This is a genomic window from Microbacterium sp. 1.5R, from assembly GCF_007667425.1.
In the GTDB taxonomy this organism is placed as follows: Bacteria; Actinomycetota; Actinomycetes; order Actinomycetales; family Microbacteriaceae; genus Microbacterium.
This window is the reverse complement of sequence record NZ_VDRC01000002.1, coordinates 1,091,025-1,114,676: the sequence shown is the minus strand read 5'-3', so window position 1 is coordinate 1,114,676 and position 23,652 is coordinate 1,091,025. Positions and strand designations below refer to the sequence as shown.

Genomic DNA, 23,652 nt, shown 5'->3' with positions numbered 1-23,652 from the left:
CACGCCGTCCCCGGAGGAGACCATGACCAACCCGATCGCCGATCCCGGCCACGGACACTCGCCCGCTGCGTGGGCGGCCGTGATCATCATGCTCTTCGGGTTCACGCTCGCGACCGTGGCGTTCTGCCTGGCCGAGTTCGCCGGGTTCTGGGTGCCGCTGATCTACGTCGGCGCCGCGATCATCCCGATCGGTGCTCTCGTCGGCTGGGCGCTCGCCCGCGCCGGTTACGGCGTGAAGGGTCCCAAGTACTCCCCGAAGGGGCACTAGTGGTTCTCGCCGACCTCACGGCCGGCGCTGTCGCAGACGCCGAGCGACGCGAGCTCACGCGGCCGTTGGCCGACGTGGAACGCGTCGCGCTCGCGCGCCCGGCTGCGAAGGATGCGCTGTCGTTCCTCGCCCCCGCGGAGCGGGTGAAGATCATCGCCGAGGTCAAGCGCGCCAGCCCCTCGCGGGGCGCACTCGCCGAGATCCCCGATCCCGCGCTGCAGGCCTCGCTGTACGAGCTCGGTGGAGCCTCTGCGATCAGCGTCCTCACCGAGGAGCGCCGGTTCGGCGGTAGCCTCGCCGATCTCGAGGCCGTGACCGCCCGCGTCTCGCTCCCCGTGCTGCGCAAGGACTTCATCGCCACGAGATACCAGGTCCTCGAAGCCCGAGCGGCCGGCGCCGACCTCGTGCTGCTCATCGTCGCCGGTCTCGAGCCGGGCGTGCTGCGCGAGCTCTACGACTTCGTGATCGAGCTCGGAATGACGCCGCTCGTCGAGACCCACTCGGCCGACGAGCTCGACGTCGCGATCGATCTCGGCGCGCCGCTGATCGGCGTCAACGCGCGCGATCTGACCACACTCGAACTCGACCGCGACCTCTTCGGTCGACTGGTCGAGCGCATCCCCGACTCCGCGGTGAAGATCGCCGAGTCGGCGGTGCTGACCCCCGACGACGTCACGCACTACCGCTCTGCGGGCGCGGACGTCGTCCTGATCGGAGAGGCCCTCGTGACGGGCGATCCGATCGCCACACTCAAGAGCTTCCTGGAGGCGTGATGAGCCTGCGTGACCAGCATGGGCCCCTGTTCGGCGACTACGGCGGGCGGTACATGCCCGAGTCGCTGATCGCGGCGATCGACGAGCTGACCGTCGCCTACGGCCAGGCGATCGTCGACCCCGAGTTCCGCTCCGAGCTGGCCTCGCTGCTGAGCTCGTACGCCGGGCGCCCCTCGCCCCTGACCGAGGTGGCCCGCTTCGCCGAACATGCAGGCGGTGCCCGAGTGTTCCTCAAGCGCGAGGATCTCAACCACACCGGCTCGCACAAGATCAACAACGTGCTGGGTCAGGCACTGCTGACGAAGCGTCTCGGCAAGACCCGAGTGATCGCCGAGACCGGCGCGGGCCAGCACGGCGTGGCGACCGCCACCGCGGCCGCACTGTTCGGTCTCGACTGCACGATCTACATGGGCGAGGTCGACACCGAGCGCCAGGCTCTCAACGTCGCCCGCATGCGTCTGCTCGGCGCCGAGGTCATACCGGTGACCTCGGGTTCGCGCACGCTCAAGGATGCTATCAACGACGCGTACCGCGACTGGGTCGCGACGGTCGAGACCACGAACTACATCTTCGGCACAGCGGCGGGGCCGCACCCGTTCCCCGCCATGGTGCGCGACTTCCAGAAGATCATCGGCGAGGAGGCCAGGCAGCAGCTTCTCGACGTGACGGGTCGTCTCCCCGATGCCGTGATCGCCTGCGTCGGCGGCGGGTCCAACGCGATCGGCATGTTCGACGCGTTCCTCGACGACGCCGAGGTGAAGCTCTACGGGGTTGAGGCGGCCGGCGACGGCGTCGACACGCCCAAGCACGCCGCCTCGATCGAGCGCGGTCGCCCCGGCATCCTGCATGGCGCCAAGACCTACGTGCTGCAGGACGACGACGGCCAGACGGTCGAGTCGCATTCGATCTCCGCGGGTCTCGACTACCCGGGCGTCGGACCCGAGCACGCCTGGCTCGCCGACCTCGGCCGTGCCGAGTACATCCCGGCGACCGATGACGAGGCCATGCAGGCGCTGCGCCTGCTCAGCCGCACGGAGGGCATCATCCCGGCGGTCGAGTCGGCGCACGCCCTCGCCGGCGCGCTGCGCCTCGGGCGCGAGATGGGACCGGACGCCGTGCTGGCGATCTGCCTGTCCGGCCGCGGTGACAAGGACATGGACACGGCGGCGCGCTACTTCGAACTGTACGATCGCGCGGCGCTCGAGCACGACGTCGAACACGAGAGTGCCGCGGAGGCTGCCGCATCGAAGGGGGAGCCCGAGCTATGAGCCGCGTCGAACAGGCCATCGCCGCCGCGCACGAGGCCGACCGCAGCGCCTTCGTCGGCTACCTGCCCGTCGGGTTCCCCGACCTCGACACCAGCATCCAGGCGGCGATCACGCTGGCGCAGAACGGCGTCGACGTGATCGAGCTCGGCCCGCCCTACAGCGACCCGGTCATGGACGGCGCGGTCATTCAGGAGGCCACCACCGCGGCCCTCGCGAACGGCTTCAAGATGAAAGACCTCTTCACCGCCGTCCGAGCCATCACCGACGCGACCGACGTCCCCGTGCTCGTCATGACGTATTGGAACCCCGTGTTCCAGTACGGTGTCGACCGCTACGCCGACGACCTGCTCGCCGCGGGCGGGGCCGGCCTCATCACGCCGGACATCACGCCCGACGTGGCAGCGGAGTGGATCGCCGCCAGCGAGCGCACTGGTCTCGACCGGGTCTTCCTCGCCGCCCCGACCTCGTCCGACGAGCGGCTCTCTCTCGTCGTCGAGTCGTCGACGGGCTTCGTCTACACCGTCTCGACCATGGGGATCACGGGCGAGCGGGCCGAGCTGGACCGCGCGGCGCGCACACTCGTCGACCGCCTGCGCGCGGCGGGCGCCACTCGCGCCTGTGTCGGCATCGGCATCTCGACCGCGGAGCAGATCGCCGGCGTCTCCGAGTACGCGGACGGCGCCATCGTCGGCACCGCCCTCGTCCGAGCCCTCCGTGACGGCGGCATCCCCGCCCTCGCCGAGGTCACCCGCACCCTGGCCGCCGGGACCGCCTCGGCACGCCCTGTACACGAGAACTAGAATCGCACTCATGTCCCACGCGCTTCACAGCACCTTCACCGGCGTGCTCGCCAGCATCCCCAGCCCTCCCGTCTCGTACTTCGACGTGGGCCCGCTGCGCATCCACTTCTACGCGCTGTGCATCATCGCCGGCATCATCGCCGCCGTGTTCCTGACGAACCACCGCCTCACGCGTCGCGGAGCGGAGCCGTGGGTCGTGATCGACATCTCGATCCTCGCCGTCCCGCTCGCGATCGTCGGCGCCCGCATCTTCCATGTGGCCACTCACCCCGGGTTCTACTTCGGCGAGGGCAAGAACACCTGGAACCCCTTCGAGCCGGGCTCCGTCTGGGCGATCTGGGAGGGCGGCATCGCGATCTTCGGCGCCCTCATCGGCGGCGCGGTCGGCGCGTATCTCGGCTGCCGCTGGACCGGCATCCGCTTCTGGACCTTCGCCGACGCCCTCGCACCCGGACTGCTCCTCGCCCAGGCGATGGGCCGCTTCGGCAACTGGTTCAACCACGAGCTCTACGGTCTGCCGACCGACCTGCCCTGGGGTCTCGAGATCGAGTCGGACAACTCCGCCTTCCCTCCCGGTCTTCCCGAGGGCACGCTCTTCCACCCGACCTTCCTCTATGAGGTCATCTGGAACCTCCTCGGCGTCGTCGTCCTGCTGTGGCTGAGCCGCAAGGCCACGAGCCTGCAGTGGGGGCGCCTCTTCGCCATCTACCTCATCTGGTACAGCGCCGGTCGCGTGGTGTGGGAGTCCATCCGGATCGACCCGAGCGAGATCATCCTGGGCCTGCGCAGCAACGTCTGGGCCGCGATCATCGGTATCGTCGTCGGCCTTGCGATCCTGCTCGTGCAGTCGCGTCGTCACCTCGGTCTCGAGCCCTCGCCGTACCAGCCGGGTCGCGGCCGGAAGGATCTGGACGCTGATGTAGACTCGCAGGAAAATCCCTCCGACTTCGTGGACCTGAGTGAGCCTCCGTCCGAAGAAGTCGCCGCAGGAGCCAGCGCCACAAGCACCGCTCCCACGGACACGGAAGGCGCCCGATAGCCGACCGGTCCGTGCGGACCCCATCGCATCCACCCGGCCAATGACGCCCCCGGGTCATCCGTAGATCTGAGGACGGTTCAGGTGTATTCGCAACCTCCCTACGGCGCCTCCGGCGCCTATCCGCCGAAGCAGGGCATGTACAACCCCGCGTTCGAGAAGGACGCGTGCGGCCTCGCCATGGTCGCTACCCTCCGCGGCGAGGCGGGGCACGACATCATCGCGCTCGCCCTCGAGGCGCTGCGAAACCTCGAGCACCGCGGGGCCATCGGCTCGGATGCCGGAACCGGAGACGGCGCCGGCATCCTCACCCAGATGCCCGACGCGTTCCTGCGCGCCGTCACCGACTTCGAGCTGCCTCCGATGGGGGAGTACGCCGCGGGTCTCGCCTTCCTGCCTCGCGACTCCAGCGTCCGTCGCGAGCAGAAGGCCGGCATCGAGAAGATCGCGCGCTCCGAGGGACTCCGCGTCCTCGGCTGGCGTGAGGTGCCCACTGCCAACGAGCACCTCGGGAAGCTCGCCGACGAGGCGCGCCCCGCCTTCGAGCAGCTGTTCGTCAGCGCCGGAGGGGCCTCGCACGCCGACGCGCCGCTCACCGGGATCGCGCTCGACCGCGTCGCCTACCGACTGCGCAAGCGGGCCGGTCACGAGCTGGGCGCCTACTTCGTCACGCTCTCGGCCCGCACCCTCGGCTACAAGGGCATGGTGACGACCCTGCAGCTCGAGCCGTTCTATCCCGATCTGCAGGACGAGCGCTTCATGTCGGAGCTCGCGGTCGTGCACTCCCGCTACTCGACGAACACGTTCCCGTCGTGGCCGCTCGCCCAGCCGCTGCGGATGCTCGCGCACAACGGCGAAATCAACACCGTCGGCGGCAACCGCAACTGGATGCGAGCCAGGCAGTCGCAGCTCGAGTCCGAACTGCTCGGCGACGTCTCGCCCCTGCTGCCGATCTGCACCGACGGAGCCAGCGACTCGGCCTCTTTCGACGAGGTGCTCGAGCTGCTGACGCTGACCGGCCGCAGCCTGCCGCACGCGATCATGATGATGGTGCCGGAGGCTTACGAGAAGCAGTCCGACATCGCGCCGGAGCTGCGCTCGTTCTACGAGTACCACTCCAACCAGATGGAGCCGTGGGACGGACCGGCCGCGCTGATCTTCACCGACGGCACGCTCGTCGGAGCGACCCTCGACCGCAACGGACTGCGCCCCGGCCGCTGGACCGAGACGACAGACGGACTCATCGTCATCGGCTCCGAGACCGGTGTGCTGACCTTCGAGCCCGAGCGCATCAAGCGCCGCGGCCGACTGCAGCCGGGCAAGATGTTCCTCGTCGACACTGCGCAGCAGCGCATCATCGAGGACGAGGAGATCAAGCACGACCTCGCCACCATGCACCCCTGGCAGGAGTGGTTGGATGCCGGAGCGGTCCGGCTCGCTGACCTTCCGGAGCGCGAGCACATCGTGCACCCGCCGGCATCGATCACCCGTCGCCAGCGCACCTTCGGCTACACCGAGGAGGAAGTGCGCATCCTGCTGACCCCGATGGGACAGAACGGTGTCGAGCCGCTCGGCGCGATGGGGTCTGACACGCCCATCGCCGTCCTGAGCAAGCGCCCGCGCCTGCTGTTCGACTACTTCACGCAGCAGTTCGCGCAGGTGACCAACCCGCCGCTCGACTCGATCCGGGAAGAGGTCGTCACGAGCCTCAAGCTCGGTCTCGGCCCGGAGAGCAACCTGCTCAGCTGGGGTCCCGACCACACCCGCACCGTGTCGCTCGACTTCCCGGTCATCGACAACGACGAGCTCGCGAAGATCCGCCACATCGACAAGGCGCTGCCCGATCGGTCGAGCGTGACCATCAAGGGTCTGTACCACTTCGACGTGGGCTCGAACACGCTCGAGAAGCGTCTCACGGAGATGTGCGAGGAGGTGGACGAGGCGATCGCCGGCGGCGCCGAGTTCATCATCCTGTCCGACCGCGACTCGAACAAAGACCTCACACCCATCCCGTCGCTGCTCATGGTCTCGGCGGTCCATCACCACCTCATCCGCCGGGAGAACCGGATGAAGGTCGGTCTGATCGTCGAAGCCGGCGACGTCCGCGAGGTGCACCACGTGGCGACCCTCATCGGATACGGCGCGTCGGCGATCAACCCGTACCTGGCCATGGAGACCGTGGAGCACCTCGTGCGCACCGGTTACATCACCGGCATCAGCCCCGAGAAGGCCGTCAAGAACCTCATCTACGCGCTCGGCAAGGGCGTGTTGAAGATCATGTCGAAGATGGGCATCTCCACCGTCTCCTCGTATGCCGGCGCGCAGGTCTTCGAAGCCGTCGGTCTCAGCGAGGAGTTCATCGACAAGTACTTCACGCGCACCGAGTCGAAGCTCGGCGGTATCGGCATCGAGGAGATCTTCGCCGAGAACCAGGCCAGGCACGATTACGCGTACCCGGAGGACGCCGCGGCCCGTGCCCACGAGCGTCTCTGGAGCGGAGGCGAGTACCAGTGGCGCCGCGACGGCTCGCCCCACCTCTTCAACCCGGAGACGGTGTTCAAGCTGCAGCACGCCACGCGCGAGCGCCGGTACGACATCTTCCGTCAGTACACGAAGCTCGTCGACGACCAGGCCTCCGAGCTGAAGACGCTGCGCGGTCTGTTCGCTCTCCGCACCGGCACCCGCAAGCCCGTGCCGATCGACGAGGTCGAGCCCGTCTCGGCGATCGTCAAGCGCTTCTCGACCGGAGCGATGAGCTACGGCTCGATCTCCAAGGAGGCGCACGAGACCCTCGCGATCGCGATGAACCGCCTCGGCGGCAAGTCGAACACCGGAGAGGGCGGGGAGGACGTCGACCGTCTGCTCGACCCCGAGCGTCGCAGTGCGATCAAGCAAGTCGCCTCCGGACGCTTCGGGGTGACGAGCCTGTACCTCACCGAGGCCGACGACATCCAGATCAAGCTCGCTCAGGGCGCGAAGCCCGGTGAGGGCGGGCAGCTCCCGCCGCAGAAGGTGTACCCGTGGGTGGCGCGCACCCGCGGCGGAACGCCGGGAGTCGGGCTCATCTCCCCGCCCCCTCACCATGACATCTACTCGATCGAGGATCTCAAGCAGCTGATCTTCGACCTGAAGAGGGCCAACCCCGAGGCGCGCATCCACACCAAGCTGGTCAGCCAGTCCGGCATCGGAGCGGTGTCGGCGGGGGTCGCCAAGGCGCTCAGCGACGTCATCCTGGTGTCCGGTCACGACGGCGGGACGGGCGCGAGCCCGATGAACTCCCTCAAGCACGCCGGGACGCCCTGGGAGCTCGGACTGGCCGAGACGCAGCAGACGCTGATGCTCAACGGCATGCGCGACCGCGTCGTCGTGCAGGTCGACGGACAGCTGAAGACCGGACGCGACGTCATCATCGGCGCGCTGCTGGGCGCCGAGGAGTTCGGATTCGCGACGGCACCGCTCGTCGTGAGCGGCTGCATCATGATGCGCGTGTGCCACCTCGACACCTGCCCGGTGGGAGTGGCGACCCAGAACCCGGTCCTGCGTGAGCGGTTCACCGGCAAGCCGGAGTTCGTCGTCAACTTCATGGAGTTCATCGCCGAAGAGGTTCGCGAACTCCTCGCCGAGCTCGGCTTCCGTTCGCTCGACGAGATCATCGGCCGCGCCGAGCTGCTCGAGGTCGACGCGGCGCTCGAACACTGGAAGGCGGAGGGGCTCGACCTCAGTCCCGTCCTCGAGGGCCCGGCATTCCCGGCGAGCGAGCCGCGGCGCAGTCGTCGCACGCAGGATCACGAGCTCGACAAGCACTTCGACATGCAGCTGATCGACATCGCCGGACCCGCGCTGCTGAACGGCGAACCCGTGGTCGCAGAGCTGCCGATCGCCAACACCGAGCGCGCGGTCGGCACCATGCTCGGTCACCAGGTCACGTCGCGCCACGGCGCGGACGGCCTCCCGAGGGGCACGATCGATGTCACCCTGCACGGTACGGCCGGCCAGTCGCTGGGCGCGTTCCTGCCGTCGGGCATCGTCCTGCGTCTCGAGGGCGACGCGAACGACTACGTCGGCAAGGGGCTCTCCGGCGGCGACGTCACCATCCGGCCCCCGCGCGGCTCTGAGATCGCACCGCACGAGAACGTCATCGCCGGCAACGTGATCGGCTACGGCGCCACGGCGGGGACCATGTTCCTGTCCGGCGTCGTCGGCGAACGGTTCCTGGTGCGCAACTCCGGTGCGACGGCCGTCGTCGAGGGCGTGGGCGACCACGCGCTCGAGTACATGACGGGCGGTGTCGCGGTGATCCTCGGCACGACGGGCCGCAACCTCGGCGCCGGCATGTCCGGGGGAGTGGCCTACGTCCGCTCGCTCGACGCCGGCAAGATCAACGCCCAGTCCCTCGGCAGCGGCGAGCTGCTCCTCGAGCCCCTCGACAGGGCCGACCTCGAGGTGCTGCGGAGCCTGATCGTCGAGCACGTGGAGCGGACGGCGTCGCCGCTCGGCTCCGACATCCTGGCGCGATTCGAAGAGATCGCCGGCCAGTTCACCAAGGTGCTCCCGCGCGACTACGCCGCGGTGCGGAGCATGCGCGAGGAAGCAGTCGCCGAGGGCATCGACCCCGACGGCGATGTCGTCTGGAACCGGATCCTGGAGGTGACCGGTGGCTGATCCCAAGGGTTTTCTGAAGGTCACGGAGCGCGAGGTGCCGACACGGCGCCCCGTCCCCGTGCGCATCATGGACTGGAAAGAGGTCTACGAGGCCGGAGACCAGGCCGTGCTCAAGCGGCAGGCCGGGCGCTGCATGGACTGCGGAGTCCCGTTCTGCCACCAGGGCTGCCCCCTCGGCAACCTAATCCCCGAGTGGAACGACCTCACGTGGCGCGGAGAGGGGCGTGCCGCCATCGACCGGCTGCACGCCACGAACAACTTCCCGGAGTTCACCGGTCGTCTGTGCCCTGCTCCGTGCGAGAGCTCCTGCGTGCTGGGCATCAATCAGCCGGCGGTGACGATCAAGCAGATCGAGGTCTCGATCATCGACGAGGCGTTCGCGAAGGGCTGGGTCGAGCCGCAGCCGCCAGCGCGCCTCACCGGCAAGACGGTCGCCGTCGTCGGGTCCGGCCCCGCGGGACTCGCCGCGGCACAGCAGCTGACGCGCGCGGGTCACACCGTCGCCGTGTTCGAGCGTGACGACCGCATCGGCGGCCTGCTGCGCTACGGCATCCCGGACTTCAAGATGGAGAAGGGTCAGCTCGAGGCCCGCCTGCGTCAGATGCAGGAGGAGGGCACGCGATTCCGCGCCGGGGTGGAGATCGGCAAGGACATCTCCTGGGCCGATCTGCGCGCTCGGTACGACGCGGTCGTCATCGCGACCGGTGCCACGATCCCGCGCGATCTCGCGATCCCCGGACGAGATCTCGACGGGGTGCATTTCGCGATGGAATACCTCGTCGAGTCCAACCACGCGGTGGCCGGCGACAAGGTGCCAGAGCAGATCACGGCCGAGGGCAAGCACGTCATCGTCATCGGCGGCGGCGACACCGGAGCCGACTGCATCGGCACCGCACACCGTCAGGGCGCTCTCAGCGTCACGAACCTCGCGATCGGGGTGCAGCCGGGGACCGAGCGTCCCGCGCATCAGCCCTGGCCGATGATGCCGACGATCTTCGAGGTGTCCTCCGCGCACGAGGAAGGCGGTGAGCGCGTCTTCCTCGCGTCCACGGTCGAGTTCCTCTCGAACGAGGTCGGGGAGGTCCGTGCGCTGCGGGTCGCCGAGACCGAGTACATCGACGGACGCCGGGTGCCGAAGAGCGGCACCGAGCGCGAGATCCCCGCCGACCTGGTCCTCATCGCGATGGGCTTCACCGGCCCCGAGCAGGACGGCTTCACGGACGACACCCGTCCGCAGCTCACAGATCGCGGCGCGTTCGTGCGCGACGACGGCTACGAGTCCAGCGTCCCCGGAGTGTTCGTCGCGGGCGACGCAGGCCGTGGCCAGTCGCTCATCGTGTGGGCGATCGCCGAAGGCCGCGCGGCCGCAGCGAACGTCGACCGGTTCCTGATGGGGGAGACGGTGCTGCCCGAGCCCGTGGGCCCGCATCAGGTCGCGATCGGTCTCGCTCACGCGTAGGCTGAGCCAGGCACCGTCGCCCGATTTTTATCCCCCTTCCCCCTGGAGAATCTGTTGAGACGCGCGAAAATCGTCGCCACCCTGGGCCCCGCAACTTCCACCTATGAGACCGTGCGTGCACTCATCGACGCCGGTGTGGACGTCGCCCGTCTGAACCTCAGCCACGGCGACTACTCCGTGCACGAGAACAACTACGCCAACGTGCGCCGTGCCGCAGAGGACGCCGGCCGCGCGGTCGCGATCCTCGTCGATCTGCAGGGCCCGAAGATCCGTCTCGGTCGTTTCGAGGACGGACCCTACGAGCTGGCGGTCGGCGACACGTTCAAGATCACCACCGAGGACATCATCGGCAACCGCGAGATCTGCGGCACGACCTTCAAGGGTCTGCCCCAGGACGTGAAGCCCGGCGACTTCCTCCTCATCGACGACGGCAAGGTCCGCGTCGAGGTCGTCGACAGCGACGGTGTGACGGTCACGACCCGCGTGGTCGTCGCCGGAGCCGTGTCGAACAACAAGGGCATCAACCTGCCCGGCGTCGCCGTCAACGTGCCCGCGCTCAGCGAGAAGGACGAGGAGGACCTGCGCTGGGGCCTCCGCACCGGCGCCGACCTCATCGCGCTGTCGTTCGTGCGGAACGCTTCCGACGTCACCCGGGTCCACGAGATCATGGCGGAGGAGGGCGTCCGCGTCCCCGTCATCGCCAAGGTCGAGAAGCCGCAGGCCGTCGATGCGCTCGAGGGCATCGTCGACGCGTTCGACGCGATCATGGTCGCGCGCGGCGACCTCGGTGTCGAGCTGCCGCTGGAAGCCGTCCCGATCGTGCAGAAGCGCGCCGTCGAGCTCGCCCGCCGCATGGCGAAGCCGGTCATCGTCGCGACGCAGATGCTCGAGTCGATGATCAACAGCCCGGTGCCGACCCGCGCCGAGACGTCCGACGTCGCGAACGCGGTCCTCGACGGAGCGGACGCCGTCATGCTGTCGGGCGAGACCAGCGTGGGGGACTATCCCGTGGTGGTCGTCGAGACCATGGCGCGCATCATCGAGTCCACCGAGGAGCACGGCCTCGAGCGCATCGCGCCCCTCACCGCCAAGCCGCGCACCCAGGGTGGTGCGATCACCCTCGCAGCCCTCGAGGTCGCCGAATTCGTCGATGCCAAGTTCCTCTGCGTCTTCACGCAGTCGGGTGACTCCGCTCGACGTCTCTCGCGTCTCCGCTCGCGGATCCCGATGCTCGCGTTCACGCCCGAGCCCGACATCCGTCGCCGCATGGCGCTGACCTGGGGGATCCGCTCCACTCTCGTCGACATGGTCCAGCACACGGACCTGATGTACCTGCAGGTCGACGACTACCTCCTCTCGAACGGCCTCGCCGCCGAGGGTGACAAGGTGGTCGTGATCTCCGGTTCCCCTCCCGGGATCGTCGGCTCCACGAACGACATCCGGGTGCACAAGGTCGGGGATGCCGTGAACGGCGCCGCACCGATCTACAAGGAAGCCACGGTCTGACCGCGAGATCGGTCTCGAGGGGGTGGGACTGCGGTCCCACCCCCTCGTCGTCTGTCGACGCCCGGTGCGATTGTCAAGGCTGCCACGACCGAACCCGACTCGCACTAGCGTGAGGATATGAGCACAGCCCGGCAGCGGATCGTCATCGCGGGCCATGCACTCCGCGTCGAGGGGCGCGGTCCCGTCGGCTCGGAGCGCACCTTCGTGCTCGTTCACGGCATCGGCATGTCGCACCGGTATCTCGCCCCGCTGCGCGACGGGCTCGCGCACGGCGCACGGGTGATCACCGTCGACCTGCCGGGCTTCGGAGGGCTGCCGTCACCTCGCGAAGACCTCGATGTGCCGGCGATGGGCGCCCTCGTCGCCGACGTGCTCCACACTCTCGCGCTCGAGCGAGTCGTGCTCGTCGGCCACTCGATGGGCGTGCAGTGGGTGCTCGAAGCCGCCAGGAACGCGGCGCCGCGCGTGGCGGGCGTGGTGCTGATCGGCCCCGTCGTCGACGCAGCGCACCGCTCGCTCCCGTCGCAAGCGGTCGCCCTCGCCGTCGACACCCTGCGGGAGAAGCCCGCCGTCAACGCTCTGGTCTTCTCGGACTACCTGCGATGCGGACCCCGCTGGTACCTGACCCAGGCTCGCCACATGACGTCCTACGCGACGGAGACATCGGTCGCCCGCACGCTGCAGCCGATGTTGTTGATCCGCGGGGCGCGGGATTCCGTCGCCGGCGCGGAGTGGCTCCGCCGTCTGCATGAGGCCGGAAGGGACGCCACGCTCGTGGAGGTCCCCGGGCAGCCGCACAACGTGCAGTACACCGCCGCCTCCCGGGTCGCCGAGGCGATCCTGGGGTTCGAGACCCGACTGGCGGTTCCCGAGACATCCCTGTCAGGCCATCGAGGGGGTCCGACATCGACGCGCTGAGACGGGCGGGGTGGTGGATCGCCGACTACGCCTATGCCGTGGTCTGGCAGGTGCGCGCCGCGTTCGACCGGACCGATCCGCGTGATTTCGCCGACGGCGCCGGCGTCCCGATCGTCATCCTGCCCGGCGTGTACGAGACGTGGCGATTCATGCAGCCGATGATCGCGGCCCTGCATGCGCGCGGTCACCCCGTGCACGTCCTGGACGCCTGGCGGCACAACAGGCGACCGGTGTCGGATGCCGCCGAGATCCTCGCGGACTTCCTGACCGACAGCGGGATGACCGACGTGGTGCTCGTCGCGCACAGCAAGGGAGGACTGGCGGGGAAGACGGCCATGGCTGGAGCCGCAGGTACGCGGATCCGCGGCATGGTGGCCGTGTCGACGCCGTTCCGCGGATCCCGCTACGCGCGATGGATGCCGGTGCGGGGCCTCCGCGCGCTGGCGCCAACGCACCCGTCCATCCTCGCGCTCGCGCGTCATCTCGACGCGGACTCACGCATCGTCTCGATATACGCCCGATTCGATCCGCACATCCCCGAGGGCAGTGAGCTCACCGGCGCCCGACGCAACGTCTGTCTCGACACGGGCGGACACTTCCGCGTGCTCGCCGACCCGCGCGTCATCGCGGAGATCGCGGCCATGGCTGAACGCTGACCGCTGCCGGTGCCATGGCCCGAAGAGAGAGCGACCCGCGTGGTGCCGGCGGTGGGACTCGAACCCACACGCCCTCTCGGACAAAGCATTTTGAGTGCTCCGCGTCTGCCATTCCGCCACGCCGGCCCGTGTGTCGCGTCTACGACTGTAGCGCAGCACGCGTGCACAGACGTGCGACTTCGAGGTCGACCCGGACTCTCTCCACTAGGATGGAGGGCGTGACAGAGCAAGAACAGGCTGAGCAGCCCACGGCATCCGCACCCCGACGCGTCGTCGTCGCCGAGGACGAGTCGTTGATCCGTCTCGACATCGTCGAGATCCTCCGCGACAACGGTTTCGATGTCGTCGGAGAGGCCGGAGACGGCGAGACCGCCGTCGCTCTGGCTACCGAGCTGCGCCCCGACCTCGTGATCATGGACGTCAAGATGCCGCAGCTCGACGGCATCAGCGCAGCCGAGAAGCTGCACAAGGGCAACATCGCCCCCGTGGTACTCCTCACCGCGTTCAGCCAGAAGGAGCTCGTCGAGCGGGCCAGCGAGGCGGGAGCGCTCGCCTACGTGGTCAAGCCCTTCACCCCCAACGACCTCCTTCCGGCGATCGAGATCGCCCTCGCGCGCCACGAGCAGATCATCACGCTCGAGGCCGAGGTCGCCGACATGGTGGAGCGCTTCGAGACCCGCAAGCTCGTCGACCGAGCCAAGGGCCTGCTGAACGAGAAGATGGGCCTGTCCGAGCCCGAGGCGTTCCGCTGGATCCAGAAGGCATCCATGGATCGTCGTCTGACGATGCAGGACGTCGCCAAGGCCATCATCGAGCAGCTCGCTCCGAAGAAGTAGTCGGTGCCGCGGCTCGACGCGGACCACCTCCTGCGCCCGGTGCAGTCCGGCGACGGCGTCGCCCTTGCACGCGCGTACACGACCAACCGGGCACACCTCGCGGCGTGGGAGCCGTTCAGGGACGACGCCTTCTTCACCGCAGCGTGGCAGGAACGACATGCGGAGCAGTGCCTTCTGGACGCGGAGACCGGTCGCGGATACCGGTTCGTAATCGTGTCCGACGACGGAGAGATCCGGGGTCGGATGAACATCAACAACGTCGTGCGCGGTGCGTTCCGCAGCGCGGACGTCGGGTACTGGGTCGACCGCTCGCGGCTCCACCGCGGACTCGCTCGCCGCGGCGTCGACGAACTCGTCCGGTTCGCGAACGAGGAGCTCTCACTGCATCGGCTGCAGGCAGCGACGCTCATCGACAACACCGCGTCGCAAAGGGTCCTCGCCGGAGCGGGCTTCACAGAGATCGGGATGGCGCCGCAGTACCTGCACATCGCGGGGGAGTGGCGCGATCACCTGCTCTTCCAGCGCATCCTCGGCTGAGAGCCGAAGTCGGAGCGGCGCGCCCTCCGACGGATGCCGCTACCGGGCCGGGGCGTCCTTGATCATGTTCGTGATGCGGATGGTCGAGCAGCGGCGTCCCTGATCATCGGAGACGACGATCTCGTGCACGGTGATGCTGCGGCCGAGATGGACCGGTGTGCAGACGCCGGTCACCACACCGGAGGTGGCTGACCGCGTGTGGGTGGCATTGATGTCCACTCCGACGGCGAGGCGCCCTGGACCGGCGTGGAGGTTGGCGGCCATCGATCCGAGCGACTCGCCCAGCACCACGTACGCCCCGCCGTGCATGAGGCCGACCGGCTGGGTGTTTCCCTCGACCGGCAGAGTCGCGACGCACCGCTCGGTGCTGAACTCGACGAACTCCATGCCCATCTTCTGGGCGAGGGCGCCCATGCCCCGAGCGGACGCCCAATCGAGTCCCTGACCGGTCGCGGCGGTGTCGCCCATGGATCCTCCTCAGCGGGTGTCTGTCGTCCTCGTTAGGCTGACAGGGTGACGGATTCCGCAAAGCCTACCCTCATGGTCGTCGACGGCCACTCGCTCGCCTACCGTGCCTTCTTCGCCCTCCCGGTCGACAACTTCACGACCAAGGACAACCAGCACACGAACGCCATCTACGGCTTCCTCTCGATGCTGGTGAACCTCATCAAGGCCGAGCAGCCGACCCACCTGGCGATCGCCTTCGACACCTCGCGGCACTCGTTCAGGACGGACGAGTACCCGGAGTACAAAGCGACCCGGTCGGAGACGCCTCAGGAGTTCCGCGGTCAGATCCCGCTGCTCCAGGACTGCCTCGCCGCGATGTCCATCCCGGTTCTCACCAAGGAGGGCATCGAGGCAGACGACATCCTCGCGACTCTCTCGACGCAGGGGGCGGAGCAGGGCTACGACGTCCTCGTCGTCTCGGGCGACCGCGACACGATCCAGCTCGTCAACGACGAGATCACGCTGCTCTACCCGAACGTGCAGGGCGTGTCGCAGCTCAAGCGCTACGACCCGACCACCGTCCAGGAGCGCTACGGTGTGCGCCCCGAGCAGTACCCCGACATCGCGGCGCTCGTCGGCGAGACCAGCGACAACCTCCCCGGTGTCCCGAAGGTGGGCGAGAAGACCGCCGTCAAGTGGCTCACCCAGTTCGGGTCCCTCGACGAGCTGCTCGACCGTGCCGACGAGATCAAGGGTGTGGTCGGCGGCAACCTGCGCGACCACATCGACGATGTCCGCCGCAACCGCAAGCTCAATCGTCTCCTCCGCGACGTCGAGCTCCCGGTCGCCCCTGCGGACCTCGCCGTCACGCCGATCGACGCGCGGGCTGTGCGCGACATCTTCGCGCGACTGGAGTTCCGCACGCTGCTCCCTCGGGTGTTCGAGGCTGTCGGCGCCGGAGAGGTCGCCGACGATCCGGCGACCGACGTCGAACTGCCCGCGCCCGCCCAGGTCACGCCCGACGAGTTCCTCTCGTGGGTCGAGTCGCACGATGAGGTGGCGCTCCGTCTGGTCATCCAGAGCGGCGCCCCGACACGCATCGGGGTGGCGGCAGAAGGCGAGCTGCGCGAGCTGGATTGGAGCGACGACGTCGCCTCAGCGCTCCGAGGATGGCTCGAGTCCGACCGCCCGAAGATCCTCCACGACGCCAAGCCGCAGGTGAAAGCCCTGCTACGCCTGGGCATCCGCCTCTCCGGACTCGTCTACGACACGAGCCTCGCCGGCTGGCTGCTGCGTCCGAGCTTCCCCGACAAGACCCTCGCCGACCTCGTCGAGCGCTACCTCGGCGAGAAGCTGCCTGAGGCCGATCCTTCACAGCTCGTGCCCGAGACCGAGGGGGCGACCCCGTCGCAGGAGGCCTGGTTCGCCCTGCGCGTGGCGGCCGCCCTGCGGGACGATCTTCCCGAATCGGTCGCCACCGTGCTCACCGACATCGAGCTGCCGACTCTGCTCACGCTCGCCGACATGGAGGTCGCCGGCGTCGCCGTGTCGCACGAGGTGCTCTCGACCTTCTCGACCGAACTCGCCACCCGTGCCGACGGCATCGCTCAGGAGGCCTTCGGGATCGTCGGTCGCGAATTCAACCTCGGTTCCCCGAAGCAGCTGCAGGAGGTGCTGTTCGAAGACCTCCAGCTCCCGAAGACCCGCAAGACGAAGACGGGCTACTCGACGGACGCCGCCGTGCTCGCCGATCTCCAGGAATCGCACCCCCACCCGTTCCTCGGCCTGCTGCTGCAGCATCGTGAGGCGACGAAACTCCGACAGATCATCGAGTCGCTCGACGTGGCGATCGGTCCTGATCACAGGGTCCGTACGACGTACGTCCAGACGGGCAGCCAGACCGGCCGTCTCTCGAGCACCGACCCCAACCTGCAGAACATCCCCGTGCGCACCGAGGAATCCCGCCGCATCCGCAGCGCCTTCCAGGTCGGCGATGAGTACGAGGCGCTGCTGACGGCCGACTATTCGCAGATCGAGATGCGGATCATGGCGCATCTGTCGGGGGACGAGGGACTCATCGAGGCGTTCAACAGCGGCGAGGACCTGCACCGTTTCGTCGGCGCCCGTGTCTTCGGCGTCGACCCCGCCGATGTGACGGCCGCGATGCGCACGAAGGTGAAGGCCATGTCGTACGGACTCGTCTACGGGCTCTCGGCGTTCGGTCTCTCCAAGCAGCTGCGCATCGAGCAGTCCGAGGCGAAGCAGCTGATGATCGAGTACTTCGCCCGTTTCGGGGCGGTGCGCGACTACCTGCGCGCCTCGGTGCTCGCCGCGCGTGAAGTCGGATACACCGAGACGATCTTCGGTCGGCGACGGCCGTTCCCCGACCTCGCTTCGCCGAACCGTGTGCTGCGGGAGAACGCGGAACGAGCAGCGCTGAACGCCCCCATTCAGGGCAGTGCCGCCGACATCATGAAGATCGCCCTCTTCCACATCCACGACGACCTCCGCACGGAGGGACTCACCTCCCGCGTGCTCCTGCAGATCCACGACGAGCTCGTCGTCGAGGTCGCGCCGGGCGAGTGGGACGCAGCGGAGCGCATCGTCAGGCAGCGGATGGGAGATGCGGCAGACCTCACGGTGCCGCTCGACGTGCAGGTCGGTCGCGGACAGGACTGGAACGAGGCCGCGCACTGATCTGCACGAGCGTGCGACAGGTGGGTGGCGCGGGCGGCATCCGGCTACGCTGAAGGGATGAGTTCTCAGCCCCGGACGCCATCTGCCATCGACAAGGTCGCTGATGAATGGGTCGACACGCTGGTGCAGTTGGCGCCGACGCTCGGCACGTACATCGGTCGCGACGACGTCAACGATCGCTTCGGAGATCTGAGCCCAGAGGGGCATGAGAACATCGCCGCGGCGACCCGTGCCACCCTCGCCGCCCTTGCGTCGCTCGAGCCGCGCGATGCGATCGACGAAGTCACGAAGGCCGACCTCACCGCCGAGTTGACCCTCGATCTCGAGCTGCATGAGGCGAACTGGCATCTTCGCGACCTCAATGTCATCGCCTCCGCCGCGCAGGACGTCAGGTCCGCATTCGACCTGATGCCCACGTCCACCGCCGACGACTGGTCGGTCATCGCCACCCGCCTCGCCGCCGTGCCCGACGCGCTGCGCGGTTACACCGAGACGCTCCGCGCGGGTATCGCGGCGGGTGCCACCCCGGCTCGCCGCCAGGTGGTCGAGGTCGCGACGCAGATCGATCGCTACATCGCCGATGACGGTTTCTTCGCCGCCTTCGTCGCTCATGCATCTCCCGAGGACGGCAACCTGCCGGCATCCCTGGCTCGCACCCTCGCCGACAACTCGGCATCGGCCCGTGTCGCCTACGGGGCGCTTCGCCGGTTCCTCGCCGAGGAGCTCGCGCCGGCGGCGGGGGAGGAGGATGCCGTCGGGCGTGAGCTGTATGCGCTGAACTCCCGCCGCTTCCTCGGGGCCACCATCGATCTCGACGAGACGTACGAGTGGGGGCGTGAGGAGCTCGAGCGAATGGTCGCCGAGCAGACGGCGATCGCGAACGAGATACTCCCCGGCGCCTCGGTCGAGGAGGCCGTGGCACACCTCGAGGCAGACCCCGCGCGCAAGCTCGTCGGCACGGACGCCCTCCAGCGCTGGATGCAGGAGACAAGCGACCGCGCCGTGGCCGAACTCGGTGCATCGCACTTCGACATTCCGGAGGCGATCCGCACCATCGAGTGCATGATCGCGCCCACGCAGGAGGGCGGCATCTACTACACCGGCCCGACCGACGATTTCTCACGCCCCGGACGGATGTGGTGGTCGGTGCCGGAGGGCGTGACCGAGTTCGACACGTGGCGCGAGCTCACGACGGTGTACCACGAGGGTGTTCCCGGGCATCACCTGCAGATCGCGCAAGCCGTGTACAACCGCGCCGAACTCAACTCCTGGCGTCGTCTGCTGGCCGGCACATCCGGTCACGCCGAGGGTTGGGCGCTCTACGCCGAGCGCCTCATGCAGCAGCTCGGGTACCTGGACGACCCCGCTGATCGACTCGGCATGCTCGACGGACAGCGGATGCGCGCTGCGCGCGTGGTGCTCGACATCGGTGTGCACCTCGGCAAGCCCCGCCCGGACGGCGAGGGCGTGTGGGACGCGGCCTATGCGCTGGACTTCATGCGCAAGAACGTCAACATGTCCGACCAGTTCGTGCAATTCGAGGTCAATCGATACCTCGGCTGGCCCGGGCAGGCCCCGTCGTACAAGGTCGGTCAGCGCATCTGGACTAATGCCAGGGACGAGTACGCTGCGAGTAAGGGCGACGAATTCTCGATTAAGGAGTTTCACAAGCGGGCGCTGGATCTGGGCGGCGTTGGCCTGGACACTCTGCGCAAGGCTCTCCTTGAACTCTGATTGAGAGACGAGAACGCTTGTCCACGTCGACAAGACGTTTCGATCGTTCACGAATGCATCCATGCCGCCAGAGCCAACGCGGCGGTGGGTCATACCGACGATAGCCTTGGCACCCCGATATTCTGCGAGCAGTCAACTATGGGGATGACAGCACCTAGGGGGAGTATGTCCACGGTTATCCGATCTTCGTTCGTCGGTACCGCTACGTCGAACTGGTGGGCCCGGTTCGGTAGTTTCATCATCGATTTTGGAGAGACCAGACCGGCTAGTGACCTTCGAGAGGGGATCGCTACTCAGCTTGGCAAGGACAGCCGCGTCACGCGCGTGAGCGCCGGGGCGCCAGGGACGCAGTGGGACGAAGATCATACGTTCTATCCGGTACATACAACGGACAGCACCAACCTGATCAGTGGTGCGGATCATATCCACACAAGGCGATTCGGTAACCCGATCACGTTCTCCGTGAACGTACCCGCGAAGAATCAGCCCACGATTAACGGCGAAGCTCCTGAGACTGACCGGTACGAGGTCTCGTGGGATGGATGGACCGCAGTTGTTGTGTGGGCGCGTACAACCGGCGAAGTCCATGCGCCGAGCGCTGCTGGACAAGTTGTCGTTGAGATACTGGAGGACGCTCTAAGTGCTTTGGGGCATTCGCTACTTGTTCAGGCTTGCAGCCCCTCGTGCGAACACCTCTTCGGCCACAGGAGTATGCGGGTCGCCTCGTGGGAGGGGGCGGGCCTTCACTTTGATATCGAGTTCGGGATCGATGAGCCGAGCGATCCCGTATGGGTCAAGTTGCAGGGCGATCTGGGTGCAACATCGACCGTACTTGCACTCCATCGGGAGGTAGCCCTTCCCGCTGAGGCTTTTGCTCGTTTGAAGAACACTGCTCGACGCATCCTGCTGATCCAATCCAACATGAGGCGGCAGACCGCGGATCTATTGAGCCGCGACTATGCGGCCCTGCTGAGGGCGGACGTCGGCTTCTGGCGCACCATCGGCCACGGTTTCCAGGACGCGTGGTGGTTTGCACGAGGCAAAGGTCCGGGACGCCCGACCAGGAGGTTGATTGCTGAGCTTTGGCTGGGGATGGCGGCAGTCGAGAGTCTGCAGCAGAAGTACGCGGAAGCAGACCGAGATTTCAACGATGTTATCTCCGAGTGGGCAACGCCTGAACTCTTCACTATCGATTTGAAGGACGACGAAGCAAGCGTGGAGTCTCTCAACTCTGACTTTGCTCGTGCCGCGATTGAGAACAAGTCCACCCGCATGGACAACCGAGGCATCGTGGTCGCGACGCTCGTGGCGGCAATTGTCGGTTCTGGTATTGGCGCGGCGATTGGCGGACTCTTGACGGCCGGTGGGTCGTCATAGACGAGCCGTGGTCGAAAGGTCGGCCAGCGCATCTGGGAGCAGGTCCGCGATGACTATCAGGCCGAGCGTGGGGCCGACTTCGACATCAAGGACTTCCATAAGCGCGCGCTCGACATGGGCGGGGTCGGACTCGACACCCTGCGGACCGCGCTTCTTCCCCGGTGACGGGAATGTCCTCGCCCGCTCCACAGTTCATTCATGTGAATAGAAGGAGCTGACATGGACATCGAATTCGGCCTGGACACGTTCGGAGACATCACCCGGGGCGCGGACGGAGCGCTGCTGACCGGCGCTCAGACGATCCGCAACGTGGTGGAGCAGGCGGTGCTCGCTGACTCGGTGGGGGTGGACTACTTCGGCGTGGGTGAGCATCACCGCAAGGAGTTCGCCGTCTCCTCCCCGGAGATGGTCCTGGCGACGATCGCCGGTCGTACTGAGCGGATGCGTCTCGGGACGGCGGTGACCGTCCTCTCCTCCGACGACCCGGTGCGCGTGTTCGAGAGGTTCTCGACCCTCGACGCTCTGTCCGACGGTCGGGCGGAGGTCGTGCTGGGACGCGGCTCCTTCGTGGAGTCCTTCCCGCTCTTCGGCTACGACCTGCGTGACTACGACGCCCTGTTCGAGCAGAAGCTCGAACTGTTCGTCGAGCTGCTGAAGGAGGAACCGGTCACGTGGTCGGGGAGCATGCGGGCGTCTCTCGAGAACGCTGACGTCTTCCCGAAGACCGCGAAGGGGCTGCGCACCTGGGTCGGCGTCGGCGGCAGCCCGGAGTCGGTCGTGCGCGTCGCCCGCCACGGCCTCGGACTGATGCTCGCGATCATCGGCGGTCCCGCCGGTCGGTTCACGCCGTTCGTCGATCTCTACCACCGGTCTGTCGCGACCTTCGGCACCACCGCGAAGCCGGTCTCGGTGCATTCACCCGGACACATCGCCGACACGGACGAGGAGGCGTGGGAGCAGGCGTACTCGGGTTTCGAGGCGATGAACAACACGATCGGCGCGGAGCGCGGGTGGCCTTCCTACAGTCGCGCTCGCTTCCAGAACGACGTCGGCCCGGCCGGCGCGATCTACTCCGGTTCGCCCGATCGAGTCGCAGCGAAGATCGCCGACACGGTGACGACTCTCGGTCTCGGACGTTTCGACCTGAAATACGCGACGGGCACCCTCTCGCACAAGGCTCTGATGCGCAGCGTCGAGCTCTACGGCACCGAGGTGATCCCGCGTGTGCGGAGGCTCCTCGCCGCGAACGACTGAGGGCCGGCGCATCGGCCTCGCGCCCCTACGATGGGGGCATGGCACAACCCGTCCTGCCGAGCCGTGAGTCGCTCGCCGGCCGTCTCGATGATCTGCCCTTCACCCGCCGACACCTGCGTCTGCTGACCGGCTCGGGTGTCGGCTGGGCTCTCGACGCCATGGACGTCGGCCTCATCTCCTTCATCCTCGCCGCCCTCACGCAGCAATGGGGTCTGACGAAGACGGATGCCGGGTGGGTGGCCTCGGTCGGCTTCATCGGCATGGCGATCGGAGCCACCCTCGGCGGTCTTCTCGCCGACCGGCTGGGACGCCGTCAGGTGTTCGCCCTCACGCTGCTCGTGTACGGCATCGCGACGGGTGCGAGCGCGCTCGTCGGCGGGGTCGCGGCGCTGCTCGTGCTCCGGTTCCTCGTCGGTCTCGGCCTCGGTGCGGAGCTGCCAGTGGCGTCGACGTACGTGAGCGAGTTCGCGCCGGCGCGGATCAGGGGGCGCCTCATCGTCTTCCTCGAGGCCTTCTGGGCGCTGGGGTGGACGGCAGCCGCCGTCATCGGATACTTCGTGATCCCGGCATCGGAGAACGGCTGGAGGTGGGCGTTCGCTCTGGGAGCGATTCCCGCCGCGTATGCGCTGATCGTGCGGTGGGGGCTGCCGGAGTCCCCTCGCTGGCTCGCTGCCCAAGGTCGTATCGCCGAAGCCGACCGCATCGTCTCGGCGTTCGAGGTCGACGCGGACGTGCGTCGGACCCCGGCCATCCGCAGAGAACCCGCGACACAGCCGATCGCGGTGAGCGTGCGCGGACGGCTGTCCGCGCTCTGGGGCGCAGAGTTCCGGGTGCGCACACTGTGCCTCTGGCTCGTGTGGCTCTGCGTGAACTTCTCGTACTACGGCGCCTTCATCTGGATCCCGAGCATCCTGGTCGATGCCGGATTCGACCTCGTCCGATCCTTCGGCTTCACCCTCATCATCACGCTCGCGCAGCTTCCCGGGTACGCGGTCGCCGCGTGGCTCATCGAAGTGTGGGGGCGACGCATCACGCTGTCCGTCTTCCTCGTCGGGTCGGCTGTGGCGGCCGTGTTCTTCGGGACGTCGACCTCTGAGATCGCGATCATCGCCTCGGGCATGGCCCTGTCCTTCTTCAACCTCGGTGCGTGGGGTGCGCTGTACGCCGTCACACCCGAGATCTATCCCACGTCGCTCCGAGCGACGGGCGCCGGTTGGGCGGCCGGGATCGGGCGCCTCGCGTCGATCGCCGCGCCGCTGGCGGTGCCCGTCCTCCTCGCGACGGGGGGAATGACGACGCTGTTCGCGGTGTTTGCCGCGTGCTTCGTCGTAGCCGCGGCCGCGGCTTGGGGCCTCGCGGACAGAGGCGGTGCGGCGCTCGACGACCGGTGATCCGATCCGCGCACCAGGAATATGCTGGCGAGG

The 23,652-nt window shown here is 67.8% G+C and carries 18 protein-coding genes, 1 tRNA gene and 1 pseudogene; 18 read left to right on the top strand and 2 right to left on the bottom strand.

Annotated features, from left to right (window positions below):
- The first annotated feature begins 22 nt into the window (after window positions 1-22).
- From FSY98_RS16235 to FSY98_RS16190, 10 genes are all read left to right on the top strand, one after another.
- The gene (locus FSY98_RS16235) at window positions 23-268 is read left to right on the top strand and encodes an HGxxPAAW family protein (protein WP_144877646.1); all 246 of its coding nucleotides are present in this window, start codon (window positions 23-25) and stop codon (window positions 266-268) included.
- The gene (gene trpC, locus FSY98_RS16230; protein ID WP_144877645.1) at window positions 268-1,041 is read left to right on the top strand and encodes an indole-3-glycerol phosphate synthase TrpC; all 774 of its coding nucleotides are present in this window, start codon (window positions 268-270) and stop codon (window positions 1,039-1,041) included. Before FSY98_RS16235 ends, trpC begins: the two co-directional genes overlap by 1 nt.
- A complete protein-coding gene (gene trpB / locus FSY98_RS16225) occupies window positions 1,041-2,309 on the top strand; it encodes a tryptophan synthase subunit beta (protein WP_144877644.1) in 1,269 nt (422 codons plus the stop codon). The genes trpC and trpB overlap by 1 nt, the downstream gene beginning before the upstream one ends.
- Entirely contained in the window at window positions 2,306-3,109 is an 804-nt protein-coding gene (trpA, locus tag FSY98_RS16220) for a tryptophan synthase subunit alpha (RefSeq protein ID WP_144877643.1), read from the top strand. The genes trpB and trpA overlap by 4 nt, the downstream gene beginning before the upstream one ends.
- A gap of 10 nt (window positions 3,110-3,119) precedes the next feature.
- Window positions 3,120-4,148, top strand: a complete 1,029-nt coding sequence (gene lgt / locus FSY98_RS16215; protein ID WP_144877642.1) for a prolipoprotein diacylglyceryl transferase — start codon at window positions 3,120-3,122, stop codon at window positions 4,146-4,148.
- Window positions 4,149-4,283: 135 nt separating this feature from the next.
- Window positions 4,284-8,807, top strand: a complete 4,524-nt coding sequence (gene gltB / locus FSY98_RS16210) for a glutamate synthase large subunit (RefSeq protein WP_144877785.1) — start codon at window positions 4,284-4,286, stop codon at window positions 8,805-8,807.
- Window positions 8,800-10,266 (top strand): glutamate synthase subunit beta, encoded by a 1,467-nt coding sequence (locus FSY98_RS16205; RefSeq protein WP_144877641.1) that lies wholly within the window; start codon window positions 8,800-8,802, stop codon window positions 10,264-10,266. The genes gltB and FSY98_RS16205 overlap by 8 nt, the downstream gene beginning before the upstream one ends.
- Before the next feature lie 54 nt (window positions 10,267-10,320).
- Window positions 10,321-11,772, top strand: coding sequence for a pyruvate kinase (gene pyk, locus FSY98_RS16200; RefSeq protein ID WP_144877640.1), 1,452 nt, complete (start codon window positions 10,321-10,323; stop codon window positions 11,770-11,772).
- A gap of 117 nt (window positions 11,773-11,889) precedes the next feature.
- The gene (locus FSY98_RS16195) at window positions 11,890-12,690 is read left to right on the top strand and encodes an alpha/beta fold hydrolase (RefSeq protein WP_144877639.1); all 801 of its coding nucleotides are present in this window, start codon (window positions 11,890-11,892) and stop codon (window positions 12,688-12,690) included.
- A gap of 38 nt (window positions 12,691-12,728) precedes the next feature.
- Window positions 12,729-13,346: a triacylglycerol lipase gene (locus tag FSY98_RS16190; protein WP_260857547.1), complete on the top strand. Its 618-nt coding sequence runs from the start codon at window positions 12,729-12,731 to the stop codon at window positions 13,344-13,346.
- Window positions 13,347-13,386: 40 nt separating this feature from the next.
- On the opposite strand, the gene FSY98_RS16185 is transcribed toward FSY98_RS16190, so the two are convergent.
- Window positions 13,387-13,472, bottom strand: a tRNA-Leu gene (locus FSY98_RS16185).
- A gap of 83 nt (window positions 13,473-13,555) precedes the next feature.
- Between FSY98_RS16185 and FSY98_RS16180 the strand changes: the two genes are divergently transcribed.
- Window positions 13,556-14,182, top strand: a complete 627-nt coding sequence (locus FSY98_RS16180) for an ANTAR domain-containing response regulator (protein WP_373557873.1) — start codon at window positions 13,556-13,558, stop codon at window positions 14,180-14,182.
- 3 nt (window positions 14,183-14,185) lie between these two features.
- A complete protein-coding gene (locus FSY98_RS16175; protein ID WP_144877637.1) occupies window positions 14,186-14,719 on the top strand; it encodes a GNAT family N-acetyltransferase in 534 nt (177 codons plus the stop codon).
- Between the two features lie 39 nt (window positions 14,720-14,758).
- Here the strand turns inward: FSY98_RS16175 and FSY98_RS16170 are convergent, their stop codons facing one another.
- Window positions 14,759-15,187: a hotdog fold thioesterase gene (locus FSY98_RS16170; protein ID WP_144877636.1), complete on the bottom strand. Its 429-nt coding sequence runs from the start codon at window positions 15,185-15,187 to the stop codon at window positions 14,759-14,761.
- Between the two features lie 45 nt (window positions 15,188-15,232).
- On the opposite strand from FSY98_RS16170, the gene polA reads away from it, so the two are divergent.
- From polA to FSY98_RS16140, 6 genes and pseudogenes are all read left to right on the top strand, one after another.
- On the top strand, window positions 15,233-17,863 hold the full coding sequence (gene polA, locus FSY98_RS16165) for a DNA polymerase I (protein WP_186307713.1): 2,631 nt from the start codon (window positions 15,233-15,235) through the stop codon (window positions 17,861-17,863).
- Between the two features lie 57 nt (window positions 17,864-17,920).
- Window positions 17,921-19,597, top strand: a complete 1,677-nt coding sequence (locus FSY98_RS16160; RefSeq protein ID WP_144877635.1) for a DUF885 domain-containing protein — start codon at window positions 17,921-17,923, stop codon at window positions 19,595-19,597.
- A 165-nt stretch (window positions 19,598-19,762) separates the two neighbouring features.
- Window positions 19,763-20,974: a hypothetical protein gene (locus FSY98_RS16155; protein ID WP_144877634.1), complete on the top strand. Its 1,212-nt coding sequence runs from the start codon at window positions 19,763-19,765 to the stop codon at window positions 20,972-20,974.
- A 15-nt stretch (window positions 20,975-20,989) separates the two neighbouring features.
- Window positions 20,990-21,139, top strand: a pseudogene (locus FSY98_RS16150) (DUF885 family protein); the annotation flags it as partial.
- A gap of 54 nt (window positions 21,140-21,193) precedes the next feature.
- On the top strand, window positions 21,194-22,228 hold the full coding sequence (locus FSY98_RS16145; protein ID WP_144877633.1) for an LLM class flavin-dependent oxidoreductase: 1,035 nt from the start codon (window positions 21,194-21,196) through the stop codon (window positions 22,226-22,228).
- Between the two features lie 38 nt (window positions 22,229-22,266).
- Complete coding sequence (locus tag FSY98_RS16140; RefSeq protein ID WP_144877632.1) at window positions 22,267-23,619, top strand: MFS transporter; 1,353 nt, start codon at window positions 22,267-22,269, stop codon at window positions 23,617-23,619.
- Window positions 23,620-23,652 lie beyond the last annotated feature (33 nt).

Coding starts and splice junctions, on each gene's coding strand:
- FSY98_RS16195 (WP_144877639.1), top strand. CDS start 11,890: ATGAGCACAGCCCGGCAGCGGATCGTCATCGCGGGCCATGCACTCCGC.
- FSY98_RS16160 (WP_144877635.1), top strand. CDS start 17,921: ATGAGTTCTCAGCCCCGGACGCCATCTGCCATCGACAAGGTCGCTGAT.
- FSY98_RS16155 (WP_144877634.1), top strand. CDS start 19,763: ATGTCCACGGTTATCCGATCTTCGTTCGTCGGTACCGCTACGTCGAAC.
- lgt (WP_144877642.1), top strand. CDS start 3,120: ATGTCCCACGCGCTTCACAGCACCTTCACCGGCGTGCTCGCCAGCATC.
- FSY98_RS16145 (WP_144877633.1), top strand. CDS start 21,194: ATGGACATCGAATTCGGCCTGGACACGTTCGGAGACATCACCCGGGGC.
- trpB (WP_144877644.1), top strand. CDS start 1,041: ATGAGCCTGCGTGACCAGCATGGGCCCCTGTTCGGCGACTACGGCGGG.
- FSY98_RS16140 (WP_144877632.1), top strand. CDS start 22,267: ATGGCACAACCCGTCCTGCCGAGCCGTGAGTCGCTCGCCGGCCGTCTC.
- FSY98_RS16170 (WP_144877636.1), bottom strand. CDS start 15,187: ATGGGCGACACCGCCGCGACCGGTCAGGGACTCGATTGGGCGTCCGCT.
- trpA (WP_144877643.1), top strand. CDS start 2,306: ATGAGCCGCGTCGAACAGGCCATCGCCGCCGCGCACGAGGCCGACCGC.
- FSY98_RS16235 (WP_144877646.1), top strand. CDS start 23: ATGACCAACCCGATCGCCGATCCCGGCCACGGACACTCGCCCGCTGCG.
- FSY98_RS16180 (WP_373557873.1), top strand. CDS start 13,556: ATGGAGGGCGTGACAGAGCAAGAACAGGCTGAGCAGCCCACGGCATCC.
- gltB (WP_144877785.1), top strand. CDS start 4,284: ATGTACAACCCCGCGTTCGAGAAGGACGCGTGCGGCCTCGCCATGGTC.